At 45.8% G+C, this 22,747-nt stretch carries 13 protein-coding genes, 2 tRNA genes and 4 pseudogenes; 16 read left to right on the forward strand and 3 right to left on the reverse strand.

Annotation, left to right across the window (positions count from 1 at the left end):
• Positions 1-35 precede the first annotated feature (35 nt).
• Positions 36-329: a DUF4870 domain-containing protein gene (locus ACTWJ7_RS09360; RefSeq protein WP_079347379.1), complete on the reverse strand. Its 294-nt coding sequence runs from the start codon at positions 327-329 to the stop codon at positions 36-38.
• 281 nt (positions 330-610) lie between these two features.
• Here ACTWJ7_RS09360 and ACTWJ7_RS09365 point away from each other — a divergent pair.
• The 5 genes from ACTWJ7_RS09365 (at position 611) to ACTWJ7_RS09385 (ending at position 6,086) form a co-directional block, all read left to right on the forward strand.
• A tRNA-Arg gene (locus ACTWJ7_RS09365) sits at positions 611-684 on the forward strand.
• A 264-nt stretch (positions 685-948) separates the two neighbouring features.
• On the forward strand, positions 949-1,713 hold the full coding sequence (locus ACTWJ7_RS09370) for a class I SAM-dependent methyltransferase (RefSeq protein WP_367620553.1): 765 nt from the start codon (positions 949-951) through the stop codon (positions 1,711-1,713).
• A 382-nt stretch (positions 1,714-2,095) separates the two neighbouring features.
• Positions 2,096-3,058: a S8 family serine peptidase gene (locus tag ACTWJ7_RS09375; RefSeq protein ID WP_443145364.1), complete on the forward strand. Its 963-nt coding sequence runs from the start codon at positions 2,096-2,098 to the stop codon at positions 3,056-3,058.
• A complete protein-coding gene (locus ACTWJ7_RS09380) occupies positions 3,010-5,868 on the forward strand; it encodes a S8 family serine peptidase (protein WP_443145365.1) in 2,859 nt (952 codons plus the stop codon). The genes ACTWJ7_RS09375 and ACTWJ7_RS09380 overlap by 49 nt, the downstream gene beginning before the upstream one ends.
• Positions 5,869-5,870: 2 nt before the next feature.
• Positions 5,871-6,086, forward strand: a complete 216-nt coding sequence (locus ACTWJ7_RS09385) for a hypothetical protein (RefSeq protein WP_443145366.1) — start codon at positions 5,871-5,873, stop codon at positions 6,084-6,086.
• 230 nt (positions 6,087-6,316) lie between these two features.
• On the opposite strand, the gene ACTWJ7_RS09390 is transcribed toward ACTWJ7_RS09385, so the two are convergent.
• Positions 6,317-7,549: a CynX/NimT family MFS transporter gene (locus tag ACTWJ7_RS09390; protein ID WP_301881424.1), complete on the reverse strand. Its 1,233-nt coding sequence runs from the start codon at positions 7,547-7,549 to the stop codon at positions 6,317-6,319.
• Positions 7,550-8,102: 553 nt separating this feature from the next.
• A tRNA-Arg gene (locus tag ACTWJ7_RS09395) sits at positions 8,103-8,176 on the reverse strand.
• Positions 8,177-8,408: 232 nt separating this feature from the next.
• On the opposite strand from ACTWJ7_RS09395, the gene ACTWJ7_RS09400 reads away from it, so the two are divergent.
• From ACTWJ7_RS09400 to hemA, 11 genes and pseudogenes are all read left to right on the forward strand, one after another.
• Positions 8,409-9,341, forward strand: a complete 933-nt coding sequence (locus ACTWJ7_RS09400) for a hypothetical protein (RefSeq protein ID WP_443146356.1) — start codon at positions 8,409-8,411, stop codon at positions 9,339-9,341.
• Between the two features lie 138 nt (positions 9,342-9,479).
• Positions 9,480-10,819: pseudogene (tig, locus tag ACTWJ7_RS09405) on the forward strand (trigger factor).
• A 377-nt stretch (positions 10,820-11,196) separates the two neighbouring features.
• Complete coding sequence (gene clpP, locus ACTWJ7_RS09410) at positions 11,197-11,787, forward strand: ATP-dependent Clp endopeptidase proteolytic subunit ClpP (RefSeq protein ID WP_024633993.1); 591 nt, start codon at positions 11,197-11,199, stop codon at positions 11,785-11,787.
• A gap of 12 nt (positions 11,788-11,799) precedes the next feature.
• Entirely contained in the window at positions 11,800-13,053 is a 1,254-nt protein-coding gene (gene clpX, locus ACTWJ7_RS09415; protein WP_024633992.1) for an ATP-dependent protease ATP-binding subunit ClpX, read from the forward strand.
• Positions 13,054-13,176: 123 nt separating this feature from the next.
• A pseudogene (gene ispG / locus ACTWJ7_RS09420) lies at positions 13,177-14,273 on the forward strand (flavodoxin-dependent (E)-4-hydroxy-3-methylbut-2-enyl-diphosphate synthase).
• A gap of 168 nt (positions 14,274-14,441) precedes the next feature.
• Positions 14,442-16,195, forward strand: a pseudogene (gene lonB / locus ACTWJ7_RS09425) (ATP-dependent protease LonB).
• Positions 16,196-16,281: 86 nt separating this feature from the next.
• Positions 16,282-18,621: an endopeptidase La gene (lon, locus tag ACTWJ7_RS09430; protein WP_301881430.1), complete on the forward strand. Its 2,340-nt coding sequence runs from the start codon at positions 16,282-16,284 to the stop codon at positions 18,619-18,621.
• 156 nt (positions 18,622-18,777) lie between these two features.
• On the forward strand, positions 18,778-19,428 hold the full coding sequence (gene yihA, locus ACTWJ7_RS09435; RefSeq protein WP_285078342.1) for a ribosome biogenesis GTP-binding protein YihA/YsxC: 651 nt from the start codon (positions 18,778-18,780) through the stop codon (positions 19,426-19,428).
• A gap of 268 nt (positions 19,429-19,696) precedes the next feature.
• Positions 19,697-20,287, forward strand: coding sequence for a non-ribosomal peptide synthetase module (locus ACTWJ7_RS09440; protein ID WP_301881434.1), 591 nt, complete (start codon positions 19,697-19,699; stop codon positions 20,285-20,287).
• A gap of 322 nt (positions 20,288-20,609) precedes the next feature.
• Positions 20,610-21,017, forward strand: coding sequence for an adenosylmethionine decarboxylase (gene speD / locus ACTWJ7_RS09445; RefSeq protein ID WP_301881436.1), 408 nt, complete (start codon positions 20,610-20,612; stop codon positions 21,015-21,017).
• Between the two features lie 336 nt (positions 21,018-21,353).
• Positions 21,354-22,741, forward strand: a pseudogene (gene hemA, locus ACTWJ7_RS09450) (glutamyl-tRNA reductase).
• The last annotated feature ends 6 nt before the right edge of the window (positions 22,742-22,747 follow it).

Here is a 22,747-nt window from a genome sequence, read left to right on the forward strand (position 1 = left end):
AATGTTTAATTTAACTTGATTGTGAAAACTTGTGGTCAGGCATATTCACGCAGCACTTGAATCCCTTTAACGATATTGTATACAAAACTTAATGCATAAATGACAAAGAACAGAATTACAAATCCGACAGCGGAACCGAAACTGTGGGCGGTAACGAAGAAATAAAGTAGCGGAATTGCCGCAAGAAACGGGAATATATGCGAAAATAAGGCCCGTTTAGCATGTCCCTCAATATAGTTGTCTTTGGCAACAATCCAAATAATGATGGGAAACAGGAACGGGGCGAAGAAAATACTAAAATAGGATAATGCTGATAACAGTTGTCTCATAGCGTTTCTCTCCTTTATCTAATTCAGTGAAATGTATGTATGCAAAAGATTACCCAGCAATACTCATCGTGAATATGTTTGCCCATTTTCTATATGCATCTGAGCTTAATATCCTCAATATTGCCTGCTTAAAGCATTCATATTCTGTACCTGTGTTGAGTATGAAAATAATACGTTCAAGTCATGTGGAAAGATGCAATTATTAATTTTTTTATAAAACTATTGAAAAATATAGAAAACGGAGTATAATAGGAATCGCGCCGTATTTTTTATACATATTTGTCTCAGTAGCTCAGCAGGATAGAGCAACGGCCTTCTAAGCCGTCGGTCGGGGGTTCGAATCCCTCCTGGGACGTAAGAAAAAGCTTCCTTCGGGAAGCTTTTTTGCGTTCTGGGGATGAGAGCCCCAAAGGTTCGTCGGAGGATAAGCTTCGGGAGGAATACTTCGCAGTCTCGACTGAATACGGCAAGAGTGAGGGAATCTGCTGTTCATGGAAAGAGTCGAAAGTACATAGGTATAACCTATTAAGTATATAGAGTTTATATATTTAAATAATAAACCATCTTGTGACACAATGAAGATATCAATCATGAAAGCGATGGTGGTATCATGCAATCAATGAATCAATGGCAAGCGGATGAATATGATAACAAACTGGCTTTTGTATCGGGTTACGGTAAAAGTCTGATCTCATGGCTTCAACCTCAAAAGGGGGAGTATATTCTCGACTTGGGATGCGGAACGGGGGATTTGACGTACGAAATTTCTGTAGCGCAGGCTGAGGTGGTTGGCATGGATGCATCACCAGACATGATTCGTCGTGCGAGGGAAAAGTTTCCCGATATCGCGTTCGTGGAAGGTGATGGACATCAGTTTGAGACGAGCAGGCTCTATGATGCGGTCTTTTCCAATGCAGCACTGCATTGGATGCGAAGTCCGCGACTTGTAGTGGACAGTATATGGAGGTCTTTGAAGCCCGGAGGACGTTTTGTAGCGGAGTTCGGAGGCAAAGGAAATGTGCAGATCATTGTAGATGCATTAGAGGAAGTATTTGAACAAAAAACTGGCATTCGTGGATCAGAGCGCAATCCCTGGTATTTCCCGACGATTGGGCAATATAGCAACATTCTGGAACAAGACGGATTTTTGGTACGACAGGCCTACCATTATGACCGCCCTACCCGACTAGCGGATGGTGAACAGGGTATAGAGGGCTGGTTGACTCATTTTGGTGGGGACTATTTTGAGGGGTTGAATCAGGAGCAGATTCAGAAAATCTGTCGTGAAACCAGCCAAATGGTTGTGCCAAAACTCTGGAAAGATGATGCAATCTATGCCGATTACAAGCGTCTTCGTATTGAAGCCGTGAAGCCAGAACGTTAAATAAGTAAATGAAATATCTTTGTTAAATGAACTCATATCCTATTTTTTTATCAAAATCTCCGATCACATAAAGGCTGAGAATCTCTTTCAGATGAAGAGGATCTTGGCCTTTTTTTCTATGCAGTAATTAAAAATTGAAATATTCAATCGACAAATAAATACAATTTTACACGTTTCTCTTACTCAAGAACCATATAAGTAATTTTTATATCATAATTGTAATTATTTAGAAGGGAAATCTGTTATTTTAGTAGAATAATTTACCAAGGGTCAATCTTCTTGCAGATAGGGCGGTGAGTTCTCACAGGTATTGCAGTACTTGTCATAGCAGGACCCAGGTGATTGGTGAGGTACTTTCATATTGAGAAGGAGGGGCATAGCCTTGAATAAAAGATTGATATCCATATTGTTAAGTATTCTAATGACTTTTTCTATCATCATGCCAGCGGCCGGAGCCGCTCCTGTAGGTGTTCAGCTTGAGAACTCGCTAAGCAAGGCTGAAGCCACACAATGGAGAGAGATTCTTGCCCAGCGGGAAGAACAGCTTGCAGCAGATCCATTTTTGGACAAGAGCTTGGAAGGTCTCGGGGGAGAGAAAACACGAGTAATTGTTGAGCTCTCCAATAAGCCAGTTGCTGTGGCGCAAGGCGAATCTACCCTCTCAGGTAAATCTTTTACCTCCTCTATGGAAACAAAGGCTGTGACTCAAGTGGAGCAACAACAAGAGTCATTTGCACAGAGCCTCACTCAGAATAAAATCAAACATGAAGTATTGGAAAATTACGCATACGCCCTAAATGGTGTAGCCATCGAACTTAAGGGCAACCAATTGGGACAGTTGCTTCGCATACCGGGTGTTGTCAGTGTATATCCTGACCTTGAAATTACCGTAGCCCCGGAAACAGATGAAGTGAATCCTTATATGAAAGATACCGCACCATTTATTGGCGCCCCTGAAGTATGGAATCTGGGATACAAAGGAAAAGGCGTCAAAGTGGGTGTTATTGATACAGGAATTGATTATGAGCATCCTAATTTGCAAGATGCCTACAAAGGTGGATGGGATTTCGTAGGAAATGACAATGATCCTTACGAAACAACACATGAAGAGTGGAAGGTTTCTGGTCAACCGGAATTCAATGATACGGGAAGCTCCTATTATACTTCCCATGGTACTCACGTAGCAGGTACCATTGCTGCTCGTGAAGCAGGGGACTACGGCATTGTCGGAGTTGCTCCTGAAGCGGATATCTATGCCTATCGTGTTCTTGGACCTTATGGCAGTGGACAGACCTCATGGGTACTGGGGGAATTGATCGTTCCGTTGCTGATGGTATGGACGTGATCAATCTCTCACTGGGTAACGCTGCCAATGATCCAAGTTATATTACCTCGGTTGCTCTTAACAACGCCATGTTGGCTGGCGTGACAGCTGTTGTGGCGAGTGGTAACAATGGTCCTAACCGCTATACATTGGGCTCCCCAGGAGCATCGGCTATGGCGATTACTGTAGGTAACTCTACAGGCCCTAGCCAAACCATTACAGCCAACACTCATTTCTGGATTGGTGAGGAAGGTAAAGGTACGCTTCCTGAAGAACAGCCTGTCCCTGAGGTTGAGCCATCTCCTGAGCTGGGAACAGCACCGGGAACGGATACTTCTGAAATTCCGGCTCAAGGCGAACCATCAACAACACCGGAAGATGCGGTTGGTGAAGCTGCTTTGTCCGAATCGGAGCAAGGTGGAGTATCATCCGAAACACCTGCCGATGCTGCATCACCTACTGCTGAGAACAGTGAATCAGAAGATCCTACTCAACCAGCCTCCCCATCTGCGCCGATCGAAACATCTCCAGAGGTTGCACCTGCAAAAGAAGAGTCTGCGATTGCTCCAACGAAAACAGAACAAAGTCCATTGGCTGTTACTGAGTCGGTGTACCGTCTTGATGTAATGGGCTGGAGCCTTTCAGCTGATCTGGAATCTGTTTTGACAGATCAATATGGGCTTGTATTTGCCGGGTTGGGTAAACCGACCGATTTTGAAGGCAAGGATTTTACGGGTAAAGTGGCTTTTGTACAGCGTGGTGAGCTGGCATTTGTGGAGAAAGTAGCCAATGCCAAAGCGGCTGGTGCTGTTGCAATTATCGTATATAACAATATTCCAGGCCCGATCGGTGTGAGCTTGGGAGATAATTTTGAACTCATTCCAACCTTGAGCATGCCGAAGGAAGATGGAGAAAGTATCAAAGCTGAGCTGGATGCCGGCCAACGTGTTGAAGTGAGCTTCAATGATTTTGTTAAAGGCCAAACGGCTGGCGATGAAATGAATACATCCAGTTCCCGCGGACCAGCCAAGGTGACTCTGGATATCAAACCGGATGTAGTTGCGCCTGGTACCAGCATTTTGTCTACTGTTCCTGCCTATGGCAAGGATGAGCCTGGAGCAGATTATTCACAGGCCTATGATCGTAAATCAGGTACAAGTATGGCTACACCTCATGTTGCCGGACTGGTTGCCCTGTTGATTGAAAAGCACAGTGACTGGACACCATTTGATATCAAAGTTGCACTCATGAACAATGGTAAAGTTCTCGATACGACGAAATATGATGTATTTGATCAAGGTGCAGGACGTATTCAAGCGGTGAAAACAATTGATCCTGCTGCCCTGGTTAAAGTATTGGATGTAACGAAATATACAGAGAATGGGACGGTAGTTGAGAAGCCTAATGTTACAGGTAGTGTCAATTTCGGCAACTTCCTGAACACGGACGAAAAAACCGTCAGCAAAACGATTAAAGTGGAGTCGCTGAATGGCAGCGGTGGAAACTACACAGTGAGCGTGAATCCAACACGTACGGTGCCAGGCGTATCCGTTGTGGTGGACAAGAGCTCTTTTACACTGAGTGGTGAGGAAGAGTTGCAGGTGACCATTACCGTTCCAAAAGGGGTTACTGCGGTATCAGAAGCGCAAGGATATCTTCAGTTGTCTGATGGAACGAACACATTCACGGTTCCTTATGTCGCTCATTTCAACGTAACACAGGCAGGCGTTAAATACATTGAGACTGTAAAAGGTACAGAGAAGAACCCGTTCCATTATCCATTGAAGTCTGATGGTACGCTGGATACACTCAATGTAGCTATGGAATTCCATAATCCCATGAATTTTGCACTTATTGAGATCTTCGATGGACTTAATCCGGAAGGGGGTTATTATGGAGATGGATATATTGGATCTATCTTTGGCAGCTACTACAATTTCGCTGCTAACACAAGATATAATCTGGCTTGGGATGGACAGTATGCAGATTACACTACAGACGAGGTAACTACAATTCCGGATGGTCTTTACACGGTTGACATCACAACAATCGGTGTGGATGGCAAAACATATATTGAAGATACTTCTCCATTTTTGGTGAAAAAAAATGCTCCGGTTGTAACGGCACCAGAAAAGTTGGACTTCAAACAAGATGAAGCTGCTCTCATTAACGGCAGCGTGAATGACTTGTACTTCCGTGTCGCTCCTGCGCTTAAAGATAGCTGGAACATCGAGTTTGACCCGGCGGCTGCCTTGAAAGCAACATACGTCCTGAAAAAAGCGGATGGTTCAACATATAAAGATGGTGTTTTTGAAGTGAAGCCTGATGGTAGCTTCAGTCTTCCTTTGGAGGGCATCCAAGCAGGTGAATATACTGTTGAACTTACGGTAAAAGACCAACAGGGGCTTTCTGGCAAGGCCACTACGGCACTAAGTCTGAAGTCCACGGAGACCGAGCCGGAAACTCCAGCTGTCAAAGCGCCTGGAACACCTGTGTTGTCTCATAATAATTGGGTTGGTAATGGCCTGAGCGAAGGCTCATATATCGTTACCATGAACCTGTGGTGGGGCGAGAACGCCACCAGCTACAAGCTATATGAGGACGGGGTTTTGATCGATACGCAGAAGTTGACCTACAATGCGCCTCTGGCACAGTTTGCCCAAACGAAGATCACAGGCAAAGCCAACGGCACCTATACGTACGTAGCCGAGCTAACGAACGACAAAGGGACCACGCGGAGTCAGACACTGAAAGTCAAAGTTACCAACGCAGCGCCAGGCAAAGCAGTCTCTCTCAAGATAACTGGGATGGCGACGGTAATTATAAGGTAACTATGAACTTGTGGTGGGGAACCAATGCTACCGAGTATCGCCTCTACGAGAATGATAAGTTGATCGACACTCAAGCACTCCATGCGGTTACGCCTAATGCGCAAAGCGCTGTTACTTCGGTGTCTGGACGCACTTCAGGCACCTATACGTACCGGGCTGAGTTACTCAACGCAGCGGGTGTCACCAGCACCGACAAGATCACAGTAAAGGTGAAGTAAGTTCTTCGATACTAATTTATTGAAGGAATTGTTTTGCATAAGCGGTCTTCATCCCGAACTCTTGCGGGATGGAGGCCGTTTTTTATTTTGGTCTTTTATTGCCACATGAATGGATAGCTACACTTTTATAACGAAACGCTCCCCTTGGGTGACAGGTTTTATTAGCCTGCACCCAAGGGGAGCGTAATTAAACGTCAAAATAATTGATAGAAGTTATCCTTTTTTTGAATCTAGCCAATCACTCGATTCTTGCTGGCCTTGATCCCTGCGATCAGTAAAACAATGGCAAGGATAACCTGTACCAGCAACGGAAGGGTCCATCCTTTTGTCCAGTCATGAAGCACGCCGAACAGCAAAGGTCCGAAGGCCGCCAGCATGTACCCAAAGGATTGAGCCATTCCTGAAAGTCCCGCAGCCTGTCTTGCATCAGCCGTACGCAGTACGAAAAGCATGGTTACAAGTCCGAACGATGCTCCGGCTCCAACTCCGGCCAAAGCAACACCGACAGTTACGAGAGAGGAAATACCGCTTAGAAGGAATGCGTATCCCAGAATCAGACATGAGCCTGTAATTGCTGTCAACCCACGTTGATCTTTCATTCGTCCAGCCAGAATCGGAACGATAAACGTTACCGGAACACTAACCATTTGCATCAGGGATAGCATCCAGCCCGCTGAAGAGGAACTGAAACCCTGATCAGATAAAACCTCAGGCAGCCAAGTAATTGTAGTGTAAAAAATTAAAGATTGCAGTCCCATGAACAGTGTGACATGCCATGCTAAGGAAGATGAAATAAGACGAACCGGCTTCGTTTCCGTTCTCGAAGCCACGTAAACTTCGCCGCGCCGTCCAGAACGGACATGAGGCAGCCAGAGAATCAGGGCCAGAATGGACAGTATAGCCCACATGCCGAGTGAGGCATGCCATCCCATGGAGGTTAACCCTGCCGCGGGAACACTGATTCCTGAGGCGATAGCGCCCCATATATTCATGGACACGGAATAGAGACCAGTAACGAGTCCTACACGCAATGGGAAATCCCGCTTAATCAGACTGGGCAGCAATACGTTGCTCAGGGCAATGCCGCATCCGAGAATCGCTGTTCCTGCGAAGAGAACGGGAACAGAGGGTATGAACCGGAGGGCAACACCTATGGTCACAAGAATTATGGCAGTTAACAGAGCAGTTTCAAGTCCAAATCTTCGCGCCAATTTTGGAGCGAAGGGAGAGATTGCCGCAAAGGCAAGCAAAGGAAGAGAGGTCAGCAAGCCTGCCATGGTATGACTTATTCCTGTATCTGTACGAATCAGATCCACGATTGGACCTGTTGCCGTAATCGGTGAACGCATTGTCGCTGCAATAACGATAATGCCTGCCAGTAAGAGTCCAAGTTTCATGGATGCTGACGATGAATTATCGACTGCAGACTGGTTAGGTGAGTTTTGTTGTAAAGATGAGGGCATGATAAATCTCCTATGTTTTATTTGTCTAATATGTATGCATTGATACATACATACACACAAACCAGCATAACATTCCATGTCAACATCAGACAATGAACGTATCCGATTATCCCCAGAACGCAAAAAAAAGCTTCCCGAAGGAAGCTTTTCTTATTACGTCCCAGGAGGGATACTCTCCTTGCAGTCGAGACTGCGAAGTAGTGCTCCCGAAGCTGATGCTCCGACGAACCGTTGGGGTTCTCATCCCCAGAACGCAAAAAAAGCTTCCCGAAGGAAGCTTTCTTATTACGTCCCAGGAGGGATACTCTCCTTGCAGTCGAGACTGCGAAGCAGTGCTTCCGAAGCGGATGCTCCGACGAACCATTGGGGTTCTCATCCCCAGAACGCAAAAAAGCTTCCCGAAGGAAGCTTTTTTATGACGTCCCAGGAGGGATACTCTCCTTGCAGTCGAGACTGCGAAGTAGTGCTCCCGAAGCGGATGCTCCGACGAACCGTTGGGGTTCTCATCCCCAGAACGCAAAAAAAAGCTTCCCGAAGGAAGCTTTCTTTATAACGTCCCAGGAGGGATTCGAACCCCCGACCGACGCCTTAGAAGGGCGTTGCTCTATCCAGCTGAGCTACTGAGACATGAATTTTTTCAAGCAAAATTGATTTTATCATAAATAATGATGAATATCAAACATTTTATTTAAAACTATTTTTCGTATATGATATTTGGCGGCAGTAACGTTTTTTTCATTATAATTAAGGTTATGTTAGAATATCAGAAGAACTCAAAAAATAGATCGACTTTCGTTTAATATACATCTATTTATGGTTGATTGCGACTGGAGATTCAGGATACAGAGGAGGTGCTCCTATTAAGGAATCCACGACCCCGGAAACCGAGCATAGCAACAATATCGTGCTGTTTCCTAAGACGCTGGACTATTACCAGATTCAATTGACGGTTATGCTTGAAAATGAACGCTATGGTGAAGCGATGGACCTGCTTCGCTTTTTGCTGCAATGCCAAGGACAGGAAGAGCGGCATTATGACGAATGGCGAGCGTTGCTCGAATGGCTTGAAGCTGCTTTCCCTCACTATGGAGAGGATTTACCAGTGGTCCATGAAGAGCGTGAGGAAGAGGAAGTCAGTGAAGAGGACATGGCACGCCAACATGCGAGAACCAAGCTTGAGCAGGATGATGGCTATGCGGATAAATTGCTTCATACCGTGATGGAGGAACCTTTATCTGATCAGACAATGTTGGCGCTGGAGCAGCTTGCTTATCTCGATCGGCCAGAAATTGATGATTCGCTTACCGGATGGCTGAAAGACAAGACACTGCATCCTTTGCTACAGTTCCGTGTGCTTCAGACATTACGCCGTCGTGGTGTTCAAGGCATTATTGCATTTACTCGTGGCGAAGAGCCGGTTGAAGTGGAGATTGATACTGTTCCGCTTAGACCTGAGGATTTCCCGCTTCAGATTGTTCAGATTCTTGAAAGGGTGGCAGATCAGACGGAGGTTCATGAGCCTACACTCTTTTATTTTGCACAAGAACTGTGGATTCAATATGTTATGGCTGTGTATGGAACCCGTGATTATATGTCGATGTTGGAAGAAAATGATTCCATGACAGATATATGGGCAGCCGCTCTACATATGACCGTTGCAGATAGTCTGGGCGGTTCGCATGACGAGGAAGATACTCGCTCAATGTATGCTGTGACAGGGGCGATGCGCTTTCGCCTGGAGCAAGCATATCGATCAATGAAACAGTTTGTATCTGCCGGATTGGACGGTTAATAGGAGCCGGAAACGTTTTCCTCAAACCCTATCAAGGGATTCCCCTTGAAAAAGAATCTAATCTTGTTTATACTAAAATGGTTATTTTGTACGTGATTGTCTACGTGAACATGTGAATTTTGGAGGGGAAAGTATACAATGAAAGCAACTTGGGAAAAGATAGAGAAGAACCTTGGGGTTCTTGAGGTTGAAGTGGGTGCAGATCGTGTAACTGCAGCACTCGACAAAGCTTTTAATAAAGTAGTTAAACAAGCAAACGTACCTGGATTCCGTAAAGGTAAAGTTCCACGTCCAATCTTCGAAGCTCGTTTTGGTGTGGAAAGCTTGTATCAAGAAGCAATTGACATTTTGCTTCCTGAAGCTTACACAGAAGCAATCGACCAAACGGATATCTTTCCGGTTGACCGCCCAGATGTAGATGTGGAACAATTCGCTAAAGGACAAGTATTCAAGTTCAAAGCGAAAGTAACGGTTAAACCTGAAGTTACACTGGGTGACTACAAAGGCGTTGAAGTTGCTGTAGCCAAACATGAAGTAACGGATGTAGAAGTGACTGAAGAACTCGAGCGTCTTCAACAACGTCACGCAGAACTCGTTGTTATCGACGAAGGCTCTGCACAAAACGGCGATGTTGCTGTAATCGACTTTGACGGCTCCGTTGATGGTGTACCGTTCGAAGGCGGACAAGCTGAGCGTTATTCCCTGGAACTTGGTTCCAACACGTTCATCCCAGGATTTGAAGAACAGGTTTTGGGTCTGTCCACAGGCGACTTCAAAGACGTTGAAGTAACTTTCCCAGAGAGCTACCATGCGGCTGAACTGGCTGGCAAACAAGCGGTATTCAAAGTGAAAGTGCATGAAATCAAACGTAAACAACTTCCTGAACTGGATGACGAGTTTGCAAAAGATGTTAGCGAATTCGATACGCTTGAAGAGTACAAAGCTGATCTGAAAACACAATTGGAATCCCGTAAAGCAGACGAAGCCAAAGCAGCTCAAGAAAATGCTGTTGTAGAAAAAGTGGCTGAAAATGCTGAAGTGGACATTCCAGCAGCAATGGTTGAAAGTGAAGTACAAAACATGATGCGTGATTTCGACAACCGTCTGCGCAACCAAGGTATGAACCTGGAAATGTTCCTGAGCTTCTCCGGTCAAACTCAAGCTGACCTGAGAGGACAAATGCAGGAAGATGCTTCCAAACGTGTTCGCAACAACCTGGTTCTTGAAGCAGTTGGTAAAGCGGAGAACATCGAAGTGTCTGACGAAGAAGTTAACCAAGAACTCGAAAAAATGGCTGAATCCTACAAGCGTCCTGCTGAAGAGATTCGTGGCATTCTTGAGGGTAATGGTTCCTGGACAGCCTTCGTGATGAAGTGAAACTGCGTAAAACGATTGATGTTCTCGTTGAGAACAGCAAAGTCGTTGAAGCTGTTGAAGCTCCAGCTGAAGAAGTTGCTGCAGAAGCTGACGAAAAATAAGACAAGCTGTTATGTAATGAACAGCTGAATAAACGATAAGGCACGTGAATCATTGCGTGCCTTATTTTTAAATTATGGCATCCATTTTATAGAGGATTCAGTAATAATATGGATGTAATTCTTTGTGGTGTCGCTGATGCATATTCAACGTCCTATGGTTCTCCTGCAAATAAAAAAAAGGCGAAACGGCATAGGATTGCTCCGATTTGCACATACATAGAAAACATGGTTAAATATGATCAGGCTAAAAAGTAAACTCACTTAGGCTTTACACCGCTTGTGAAAAATGACATTGTCACAGGAACGTGTTAGAATGAATTTGGGTTTGCTTTACAGGTAGCCTATGTCTAATTACATGTAGAAAAGAGGTTGGTCTCATGAGTCTGGTGCCAATGGTTGTAGAACAAACCAATCGAGGCGAGCGTTCTTACGATATATATTCGCGTTTGCTGAAGGATCGCATTATTTTTCTAACCAGTGCGATTGATGACGATGTAGCCAATCTTGTCATAGCACAGCTTTTGTTTTTGGCAGCCGACGATCCTGAGAAGGATATCAGCCTGTACATTAATTCACCTGGTGGTTCTGTCACCGCAGGGATGGGTATATACGATACGATGCAATATATCAAACCGGATGTATCAACCATTTGCGTAGGTATGGCAGCAAGCATGGGCTCGTTATTGCTGACAGCCGGTGCTCCTGGCAAACGATATGCACTGACGAACAGTGAAGTGATGATTCATCAGCCGCTTGGCGGCGTTCAAGGACAGGCTGCGGATATCAAAATTCACGCGGAATGGATTATTAAAACACGTCAAAAACTGAATCAAATATACGTCGATCGTACAGGTCAACCCCTTGAGAAAATCGAGCGGGACACAGACCGTGACTTTTTCATGAGTGCTGAGGAAGCCAAAACGTACGGCATTATTGACCAGGTGCTCAGCAGACCGATCAATTCCTAAAGGGGTGGTTTCATGTTTAAATTTAACGATGAGAAAGGGCAATTGAAATGCTCTTTTTGCGGTAAATCTCAGGAACAGGTGCGCAAACTGGTCGCTGGACCAGGCGTTTACATTTGTGATGAATGTATCGAACTTTGCACTGAAATCGTTGAGGAAGAGCTCGGTCATGACGAAGAACTGGACCTCAAAGATATTCCAAAACCAAAAGAAATCCGTGATATTCTGGACCAGTACGTTATTGGACAGGATCAGGCGAAGAAGTCTTTGTCTGTTGCGGTTTACAATCACTATAAACGGATCAACACACAAAGCAAGATTGAGGACGTTGAATTGCAAAAGAGTAACATTTTGCTGTTAGGACCTACGGGTTCAGGTAAAACGTTGCTTGCGCAAACGATGGCCAAAATCCTTAATGTTCCTTTTGCTATTGCGGATGCGACTTCATTGACAGAAGCTGGTTATGTCGGCGAGGATGTAGAGAACATTCTGCTCAAGCTGATTCAAGCTGCTGACTATGATGTGGAAAAAGCAGAGCGCGGCATTATTTATATCGATGAAATTGATAAAGTAGCACGTAAATCCGAGAACCCATCCATTACACGGGATGTATCGGGTGAAGGAGTTCAACAGGCACTTTTGAAAATCCTGGAAGGAACTGTAGCTTCTGTACCACCACAAGGTGGCCGTAAGCATCCACATCAGGAATTCATTCAAATTGATACCACCAACATCTTGTTCATTTGCGGCGGTGCCTTTGATGGGCTGGAGCAAATGATCAAACGCCGGATCGGTAAAAAAGTCATTGGCTTTAACACCGTTACGGAACAAAAAGATCTTAAACCAGGTGAATATCTGGGTATGGTATTGCCGGAAGACTTGCTGAAATTTGGTCTAATTCCGGAGTTTGTAGGCCGTTTGCCAGTCATCTCCACTTTGGAGCCACTGGACGAAGACACATTGGTACGGATTCTTTCCGAGCCGAAAAATGCGCTTACGAAACAATACCAAAAGCTGCTTGAGCTGGATAATGTGAATCTGGTGTTCGAACCAGGAGCATTGCTGGCGATTGCGAAGGAAGCCATTAAACGTAACACAGGTGCACGTGGACTGCGCGCGATTATCGAGGGCATTATGCTTGAGATTATGTACGAAGTGCCTTCCCGTGATGATGTTACGAACTGTGTCATTACTGAAGAGGTCGTTGAGAAGAGAGTCGTGCCTGAATTGAGTCAAAGGAAGGACGACAAGCAGGAAGAAAGTGCCTAACTACAGGTGAATATTCCGTTTCAACACTGAAATATAGACTTGTCAGTTCTCCACTCCTGGCAGAAGACGATTTCATGTCTCTGTCAGGGTGGAGCTTTGACGTTGTGGGGAGAGAAATCACTCATGTTTTTAAGACAAGATACACGTCCCGTAAAAGTGGGGAACTTAACGATTGGTGGCAGCAACGATGTCATCATTCAGAGCATGTGTACAACGAAAACGGCAGACGTAGAGGCAACCGTTGCAGAGATTTTGCGTTTGGAAGAAGCAGGCTGTCAAGTGGTGCGTGTAACGGTGAACAATGAGGAAGCTGCCGCAGCCATCAAGGAAATCAAGAAACGGATCCATATTCCGCTCGTAGCGGATATCCATTTTAATTATAAACTGGCTCTTCTTGCGATTGAGAACGGCATCGATAAAGTGCGGATTAATCCCGGTAATATCGGTAAACGTTCCAAAGTTGAGGAAGTCGTCAAAGCTTGTAAAGAGAAGGGTATTCCGATTCGGATCGGGGTAAACGCAGGTTCTCTGGAAAATCATTTGCTTGAAAAATATGGTTATCCAACAGCTGATGCTATGGTAGAAAGTGCACTTTATCACATTGGTATTCTTGAGGAATTGGATTTCCACGATATTATCGTGTCTCTCAAAGCTTCGGATGTACCGATGGCGATTGAAGCTTATACCAAAGCGGCTCAAATCATTCAGTATCCTTTACACCTGGGGATTACCGAGGCGGGCACATTGTTCTCGGGTACAATCAAAAGTTCTGCGGGTATGGGTGCCTTGTTATCTATGGGCATTGGTTCGACGATGCGGATATCGCTTAGTGCGGATCCGGTTGAAGAAATTAAGGTTGCTCGTGACCTGCTCAAAACCTTTGGTCTGATCTCCAATGCAGCTACGCTGATTTCCTGTCCAACCTGTGGACGTTTGGATATCGATCTCTTCTCCATTGCTAATGAGGTGGAAGAGTATATTTCCAAACTCAAGGTGCCGATTAAAGTATCGGTGCTGGGTTGTGCGGTTAACGGTCCGGGTGAAGCGAAGGAAGCGGATATCGGTATTGCCGGTGCACGCGGGGAAGGTTTGTTATTCCGTCATGGTAAAATGATCCGTAAAGTGCCGGAAGAAATCATGGTTGAGGAATTGAAAAAGAGATCGACATCATCGTGGAAGCCTATGAAACCACAGGAGTTATTCCTGGTCGCTCGCACTGATTGATTCATATCACTTCTGTAACAGCCCGTCATCAATGACGGGCTGTTTTTTGTTCTTCAACATACAATTTCCAGATCACCCGTTTACGTCTCGGTGAAAAGGCTATACTACCAAGTATTAGCATGATCTCATATGAGAATAGGGATAGAACAGGAGGATGTTGAGACATGGAATTTGGTATGGTCATAATGATGATCCAGTTATTTTTTGGTGTGGTGATCGGTTTGTATTTCTGGAATTTGCTTCGTGGCCAGAAAACGAATCGCAGTGCGGTGGAGCGTGAATCCCGCAAGGAACTGGAGAAGCTGCGGAAGCTGCGCTCCATTTCACTCACCAAGCCTCTGGCAGAGAAGACGCGTCCAGCAACCATCAATGACATTGTAGGGCAAAAAGACGGACTTCGCGCTCTTAAAGCCGCGTTATGCAGTGCTAATCCCCAGCATGTCATTATATATGGACCACCAGGGGTGGGGAAAACAGCCGCTGCAAGGGTGGTTTTGGAGGAAGCCAAAAAGAATCCGTCATCGCCCTTTAAGGCAGATGCCAAATTCACGGAACTTGACGCCACGACGGCGCGTTTCGATGAACGGGGTATTGCTGACCCTTTGATTGGTTCAGTGCATGATCCGATCTATCAGGGAGCGGGAGCGATGGGCGTAGCAGGTATTCCACAACCGAAACCGGGTGCCGTTACGAAGGCACATGGGGAATGCTGTTTATTGATGAGATCGGTGAACTGCATTCCATTCAGATGAATAAACTGCTGAAAGTCTTGGAGGACCGCAAGGTCTTTTTGGAAAGTGCGTACTATAACTCGGAAGACACGCATACTCCTGCTTATATCCACGATATTTTTCAAAATGGTCTGCCAGCCGATTTTCGTCTTGTCGGAGCGACGACTCGTTCGCCCCATGAACTGCCTCCAGCCTTGCGCTCGCGGTGCATGGAGGTCTATTTCCGTCCATTGCTTCCTGAAGAGATTGGGCGAATTGCGGAAGATGCTGTTCAGAAAATCGGGTTCAGTCCATGTCCAGAAGCCGTTGATGTAGTCAAGCGATATGCAACCAATGGACGCGAGGCGGTTAACATTATTCAGCTCGCTGCTGGGCTGGCCTTGACCGAAAAACGTGAAACGCTGCAGGCGTCGGATGTGGAATGGGTTGCTGGCAGCAGCCAGATTCAGCCCCGGCCAGATCGCAAGGTGCCTTTGCAGCCACAGATTGGTTTTGTGAATGGCTTGGCCGTATATGGACCCAATATGGGCACCATTTTGGAGATTGAAGTATCCGCTGTTCCGGCTCTTCGAGATCAGGGACGGATTAACATCACGGGAGTTGTGGATGAAGAAGAGATTGGAGGCGGTTCGCGCACACTCCGGCGAAAAAGTATGGCTAAAGGATCGGTTGAAAATGTGTTAACCGTATTAAAGGCCATGGGCATTCGTCCTAACGACTATGATTTACACGTCAACTTCCCAGGTGGAACGCCAATTGATGGTCCATCTGCCGGGATTGCCATGGCCACAGCCATTACATCAGCCATCCAGGGGCGTCCGATTGATCACGAGACAGCGATGACTGGCGAGATCAGTATCCATGGACGGGTAAAACCAATCGGCGGTGTACTTGCCAAAGTGGAAGCTGCATTCCAGGCGGGTGCAAAGACGGTCATTATTCCCGCCGAGAACTGGCAGTCCATCTTTGAAAATCTGGATGGCTTACGCGTTGTTCCGGTCGATACCGTTGAAGACGTGTTCCGTGAAGTATTTGACTGGGTACCTAATGAAGAGCAAACAAAACAATTAAACCTTGCGGAGGAGTCAGCGACACCTGCACCGGAGATTTTTCCACCTGCATCCGCTTCATATTTACGTGTCGACTTGCCCCGTCCAGGACAGGTTACAGATTCGGGAAGCTGTTAGGCGCTTCCCTTCATTGGTTTTTTATGTGAACATTTGATAGAATAATGAATGACTACAACCTGAGAGCCATTGGAGGTGCGAAAGCGATGGGACCGAGCAAAGCGAAAGGTCGTCGTTTTCCTTTACTGCCTTTAAGAGGACTTCTCGTCTACCCGAGTATGGTACTGCATCTCGATGTGGGCCGGGAGAAATCGGTCAAGGCTTTAGAAAAAGCGATGGTAGAAGAACATTTGATTCTCCTATGTTCCCAAGCCGAGGTAAATATTGAAGAACCAACACAAGAGGATATTTTCAGAATCGGAACGGTTGCCAAGGTCAGACAGATGCTGAAGCTTCCAAACGGGACGATTCGTGTACTTGTGGAAGGCTTGGAACGGGCTGAAATCATTGAATATACGGATAACGAGGAATATTACGAAGTGCTGGCACAAGAGCTTCCTGAAGAGGAGAACAGTCATCCAGAAACGGATGCGCTGATGCGTACGGTTCTGAACCAGTTCGAAAATTATATTAATCTGTCCAAAAAGGTTACACCCGAGACACTTGCAGCTGTGTCTGATATCGAAGAACCAGGTCGATTGGCCGATGTTATTACAAGTCACCTGTCCTTGAAAATCAAGGACAAACAGGAGATTTTGGAAACCATCGACGTTCGTGAACGGCTGGAGAAGCTGCTGGACATCCTGAACAATGAGCGGGAAGTACTGGAGCTTGAACGCAAAATCAGTCAGCGTGTGAAGAAACAGATGGAGAAAACCCAGAAGGAATACTACCTTCGTGAGCAGATGAAGGCGATTCAGAAAGAGCTGGGTGAGAAAGAGGGCCGTGCCGGCGAGGTTGAGGAGCTCCGAGATCAGATGGAGGCTCTAAGCTTGCCGGACAAGGTGAAGGAAAAGGTTGAGAAAGAAATTGATCGACTGGAGAAGATGCCATCTAGTTCTGCCGAAGGCGGGGTTATCCGCAACTATGTCGATTGGTTGCTGGGGCTGCCTTGGACACAGATGACAGCGGACGATCTGGATATTCAAAAGGCTGAAGATGTGCTAAACGCAGATCATTACGGTTTGGAAAAACCGAAAGAGCGTGTGCTGGAATATCTGGCTGTTCAGAAGCTGGTGAAAAAGCTTAAAGGGCCAATCCTTTGTCTTGTTGGACCTCCAGGGGTCGGCAAAACGTCGCTTGCCCGCTCCATTGCCAGATCACTCGGACGCGAGTTTGTCAGAATATCGCTGGGTGGTGTGCGAGATGAAGCGGAAATTCGCGGACATCGTCGTACCTATGTTGGAGCAATGCCAGGGCGTATCATTCAGGGCATGAAAACGGCGGGTTCACTCAATCCAGTTTTCCTGCTGGACGAGATCGATAAAATGGCTTCGGACTTCCGCGGAGACCCTTCCGCAGCGTTGCTTGAGGTACTTGATCCCGAACAGAATAACACGTTCAGTGACCACTTTGTAGAATTGCCGTTTGACTTATCTAACGTTATGTTCATTACAACGGCCAACACAGTGCATAACATCCCACGTCCGCTTCTGGATCGGATGGAAATGCTCAATATTCCAGGATATACTGAACTGGAGAAGCTGCAAATTGCCAAAAACTATTTGCTGCCGAAGCAGAAGCAGGATCACGGTCTGGAAGAAGATCAGTTGAATATTGGGGATGACAGCTTGCTGCGTGTCATTCGTGAATATACACGGGAATCCGGTGTGCGGAATCTAGAACAGCAGATGGCGTCTTTGTGCAGGAAAGCGGCTAAAAACATCGTATCCGGTGTAGAAGGCCAAATTAATATCGCATCGGATGAAGTCAAAGACTACCTTGGCCCTGGCAAGTTCCGCTATGGCATGGCCGAACTGGAAGATCAGATCGGTACGGTGACAGGTCTCGCTTGGACTGAAGTGGGTGGGGATACGCTTGTCATTGAAGTGACGGTCGTACCTGGAACAGGTAAACTGACGCTGACAGGTAAACTGGGCGATGTCATGAAAGAATCCGCTCAGGCAGCATTCAGCTATACCCGGTCCAAAGCTGCACAGCTCGGCATCCCGTCTGACTTCCACGAGAAGAACGATATCCATATTCACGTTCCGGAAGGAGCCATTCCGAAGGATGGACCATCTGCCGGGATTACAATGGCGACTGCGTTGATCTCTGCTTTGACGAACAAGCATGTCTCCAAAGACGTTGCCATGACTGGTGAAATAACGCTGCGTGGCCGTGTGTTGCCAATTGGAGGACTTAAGGAAAAATCACTGGCGGCCCACCGCGCCGGTTACAAAAAAATATTATTGCCCAAGGATAACGAACGGGACCTGCGGGATATTCCGGATAGCATCAAGGAAGATGTGGAATTTGTTCCTGTAGCCCATATGGATCAAGTGCTGCAACATGCGCTTGTGGAACAGGCAGGAATACACCTGTAACCCGTTAAACGAGGGATCGTATGAAGAGTAAACCGTTCTGCGGAAGCTTTGGCGTCCGTTGGAACGGTTTTTTTGGTATGATAGAACAATCCATGGCATAATACGAACAGCAGCCATAAGTAAGAGCACAGGAGTTCAAGAGAGGACAGATACATTATGAAAGTAAATCAATCTGAATTTATTATCAGTGCCGTTCGGCCTGAACAATACCCCGAGGATGGCCTGCCCGAGATTGCATTGGCGGGACGATCCAATGTAGGGAAATCATCTTTGATCAACCGTTTGATTAATCGCAAAAATTTGGCTCGGACGAGTTCCACCCCTGGTAAGACACAGCAACTGAACTATTATAAGATCAATCAGGATCTCTATTTTGTGGATTTCCCTGGCTACGGTTATGCCAAAGTGTCGAAGCAGCAGCGATTTGCCTGGGGCAAAATGATGGAGAAGTATTTGCTGGAACGGAAAGAATTGAAACTGGTTATGCAAATGGTGGATATGAGACATGAACCTTCCAAGGATGACATGATGATGAATGACTGGCTTCGCCATCATGGCTTGCCTCTCGTTGTAGTAGCGACGAAGATGGACAAGATTCCAAAAACGCGTAGAGCCAAACATATCAAAGTCATCAAAGAAGCTTTGGATCTCCGTCCTGGGGATCTGTTCGTACCGTTTTCATCGGAAGAAGGTTTAGGTAAGGAAGAATTATGGGAGATCATCACCCGCTATGCTGGAATCGGTCAAGCTGTAGCGGAAGAAGAGCCTGAGGCTGAGAGTCAAGAAGACCACGAAATTAACGGATAACCGGGGATTACGCCATGTGTATGCAGGAAAGTGAGCAACTTGGGTGTATCTTTGAGGAGATCAAGGAATAATCCATATTTTGCTGGGTTTTCGTGGAAATTCATCGTTTTATTCTGGGGTGAAATAGCAATACGGTAGTGTATAATGAGTATAGGTGCATTTGTGCCAACAGTACTAAAGTAGCGGCCTTGCCGACCTGAAGAATTTTGAGATCACTGCCACATGTGCAGGAAGACAAAACAATCGGGAAAGAATTGAGGAGATTTTTATGGCTCAGCGATTAGCCACAGAGTATGTTAAAGCCACTTTGAAATTGTCAGAACCCCAGATGCATCAGTTTTTGCGCATGACAGAAGATGGCCGGCTTCATCAACGTGTGAAGGTGATGGAGAATGGCTGCCAGGAAATTGTGCTCGTAGATGTGAGTGGAGAAGAAGTTCATTTCCCTTTTGACCGTAGGGAAGGGTTTTACATCTGTGAGTTATCTTGCCGCCTGGTGAATCATCATCTGACGAACGTAGTTCGGAAGCTCTTTATGACCTTTAAGGGTGACGGCGTTGTTCATCGAATTTATAAAGAGTTCACCATGACGTATGTTTATACTCAGGGCGTTGTCCGTAAAATTGTGGAGCAGACCGGTGAAAATATCCGTGTCATCTACGAATACAAAAATACGATTCTTGAATTGCAGCGTGTGTTCCAGGCTCGGGATATTGAACGCGAGATAAACCGGGTATACGCCGAGGTTGATTCGTTACTCGATACAAGAAAAGATGCGTCTACTTCTGAACAACTCCGGCAGATTGATGAAAAGCTTGCTCTTCACCAGAAACGGCTGTTTGAGCTTGAGGCCTATTGACCTGAAGGTGTGAATGATACAAGTATTTAAATAACCGTCCCCTTATGCTCTGATCTGGCACATTCCAGGCGGCAGCGAAAGGGGATTTTTTTGAATTTGAGAGTCTAACGGACACTGAATTTTTTTATTTTTTGTTCTTCTTAAAAGGGGTTGCATTCCTTTTGATTAGATGTTATTTTTAATCTCGTTGAAAAGAATATAGGAACCAGGATTCACTCAGGACATTATATGTTGCGAGATTTTTCCCTCGGGAAGTGAATGACGTAGGTCCTAGCGGATGAAATTTTCAAACATTTTATTCCTAGGAAGGGGGCGCCGAAGGATGGAATATTCAACTTTCGGAAGACACGTTGCTGTTGATGTTTGGGGTGTAGACTTTGATCTATTGAACAGTGCGGAGTATTTGCAAGCTCAACTGGTTGAAGCAGCGGAGGCATGTGGCGCGACAGTAATGTCCGTACAATCCAAGCAGTTTGAACCACAAGGAGCGACAGTGCTTGTACTACTGTCTGAGAGTCATCTCTCGATTCATACGTATCCTGAGAGAGGGTTTGCAGCGATTGATTGTTACACTTGCGGGGAGACCGTAGACCCACAACTGGCCATTGATTACCTGGTATCCGTATTAAAACCGGAAAAAACGTACGCAAAAAAACTGGTACGTGGATTGGGCGAATTGCATGTTGAGACACCAGAAATGAAACCAAATGATCTGCTATACATGATTTAATTACGACAGCATGAATAATGTTCACATATCGGGATGAACCCAGAATCATCTTAAACCCAAATAGTCATGGAATCTTCCATGGCTATTTTTTTATATGGGGTTTTCATGAATCTTTATTATTAAAACAAGTATTTAACGCATAAGGGCGAAGATTGGTGAGACACTACAATAAATGACAATGCATAAGATGATTTACATGTGGATTTCATAAACATTTCATAAAAATGGCCCGGCCATTGTATGGATGTGTGATATAATTAACCATGTCAATCATAAATGGATGAACATATGTAGAAAACACTTTGATTGGAAATTTATTAGGCAGGTGAACTTGCAATGCACATCGTTGTCGTTGGTTTGAATTATCGCACGGCGCCTGTAGAGGTTAGGGAACGATTCACATTTGCAGAAAAGGACTTGTCTGAAGCGCTGCAGCAGCTCAAGCTGACCAAGAGTGTATTGGAAGGTGTAATCGTAGCCACATGTAACCGTACCGAGTTGTATGTTGTGGTAGACCGTCTTCACATGTGTGGTTATTTTATTCGGACGTTCATGGAACAGTGGTTTAATGTTCCGCGGGAAGAATTTACGCAACACTTATATATATATGAAGATGATCAAGCCATGCGCCATTTGTTCCGTGTCATTTGTGGGCTGGACTCTATGGTTATTGGCGAGACTCAGATTCTTGGACAAGTGAAACAGGCTTTTTTCAAAGCTCAGGAAGAGAAAGCTACGGGGACCTGGTTTAACATGCTGTTCAAACAGGCTGTTACACTAGGGAAACGCGCGCATTCGGAGACTTCGATCGGAGAGAGCGCGGTATCAGTAAGTTATGCTGCTGTTGAACTGGGCAAGCGTATCTTTGGCATGTTCACGGATAAGAAGGTGCTGATTCTGGGTGCCGGCAAAATGAGTGAACTTACAGTAAAACATCTTTATACTAACGGAGCCTCTGAAGTCATTGTAGCGAATCGAACACTTGCGCGAGCTGAGGAATTGGCCGCGAAGTTTCGGGGATCCCTTGTACGATGGAGCAGGCATTAGAGCGACTGAACGAGGTGGATATTGTTATCAGCTCGACGGGTGCAGAAAGATATGTACTGGACGCCACCGTTGTTCGAGAGAGCATGAAGCGTCGTCAATCACGCCCTCTGTTCCTGATTGATATTGCTGTTCCGCGGGATATTGATCCGGCGATCGGCGAGTTATCCAATGTATTCCTTTATGATATTGATGATTTGGAAGGAATCGTGGAGAGTAACCTGGAGATGCGTAAGGTGGAAGCTGCGAAGATCGAGAAAATGATTGAACTTGAGATGGAAGACTATTATCAATGGCTCAAAACATTGGGCGTTCGGCCTGTAATTCGGGCATTGCAGGAAAAAGGCGCTTCCATTCATGAAGAAACGATGGATAGCCTGTTCAATAAATTGCCTGAACTGGATGAACATCAGCGTAAAGTTATCCGTCGTTTGACGAAAAGTATCGTGAATCAAATGACGACAGATCCGATCAACCGGATTAAGGAAATGGCTGGTACCAAGCACGGTGATGAAGCACTGCGCATGTTTACTCAGATCTTTGCTCTGGAGGATGCAGTAGAGGTGGCCGCTGAGAAAGTAAACCAGAGCGACGCCACGGCTCTGCGCAAACCGGATGCCGTTCATCTTAATGATTCCCGGCAAGACCACGTGCCGGCTTATGCTCCGGCAGGCGTATAAGGCGGG

The organism is Paenibacillus sp. 1A_MP2 (genome assembly GCF_052244825.1).
GTDB lineage: Bacteria > Bacillota > Bacilli > Paenibacillales > Paenibacillaceae > Paenibacillus > Paenibacillus vandeheii.

Excerpts from the sequence above, each read along its gene's own strand:
- speD (WP_301881436.1), top strand. The coding sequence starts at position 20,610 with ATGGAATATTCAACTTTCGGAAGACACGTTGCTGTTGATGTTTGGGGT.
- ACTWJ7_RS09370 (WP_367620553.1), top strand. The coding sequence starts at position 949 with ATGAATCAATGGCAAGCGGATGAATATGATAACAAACTGGCTTTTGTA.
- clpP (WP_024633993.1), top strand. The coding sequence starts at position 11,197 with ATGAGTCTGGTGCCAATGGTTGTAGAACAAACCAATCGAGGCGAGCGT.
- ACTWJ7_RS09390 (WP_301881424.1), bottom strand. The coding sequence starts at position 7,549 with ATGCCCTCATCTTTACAACAAAACTCACCTAACCAGTCTGCAGTCGAT.
- lon (WP_301881430.1), top strand. The coding sequence starts at position 16,282 with ATGGGACCGAGCAAAGCGAAAGGTCGTCGTTTTCCTTTACTGCCTTTA.
- ACTWJ7_RS09380 (WP_443145365.1), top strand. The coding sequence starts at position 3,010 with ATGGGTACTGGGGGAATTGATCGTTCCGTTGCTGATGGTATGGACGTG.
- yihA (WP_285078342.1), top strand. The coding sequence starts at position 18,778 with ATGAAAGTAAATCAATCTGAATTTATTATCAGTGCCGTTCGGCCTGAA.
- ACTWJ7_RS09360 (WP_079347379.1), bottom strand. The coding sequence starts at position 329 with ATGAGACAACTGTTATCAGCATTATCCTATTTTAGTATTTTCTTCGCC.
- ACTWJ7_RS09440 (WP_301881434.1), top strand. The coding sequence starts at position 19,697 with ATGGCTCAGCGATTAGCCACAGAGTATGTTAAAGCCACTTTGAAATTG.
- ACTWJ7_RS09385 (WP_443145366.1), top strand. The coding sequence starts at position 5,871 with ATGAACTTGTGGTGGGGAACCAATGCTACCGAGTATCGCCTCTACGAG.
- clpX (WP_024633992.1), top strand. The coding sequence starts at position 11,800 with ATGTTTAAATTTAACGATGAGAAAGGGCAATTGAAATGCTCTTTTTGC.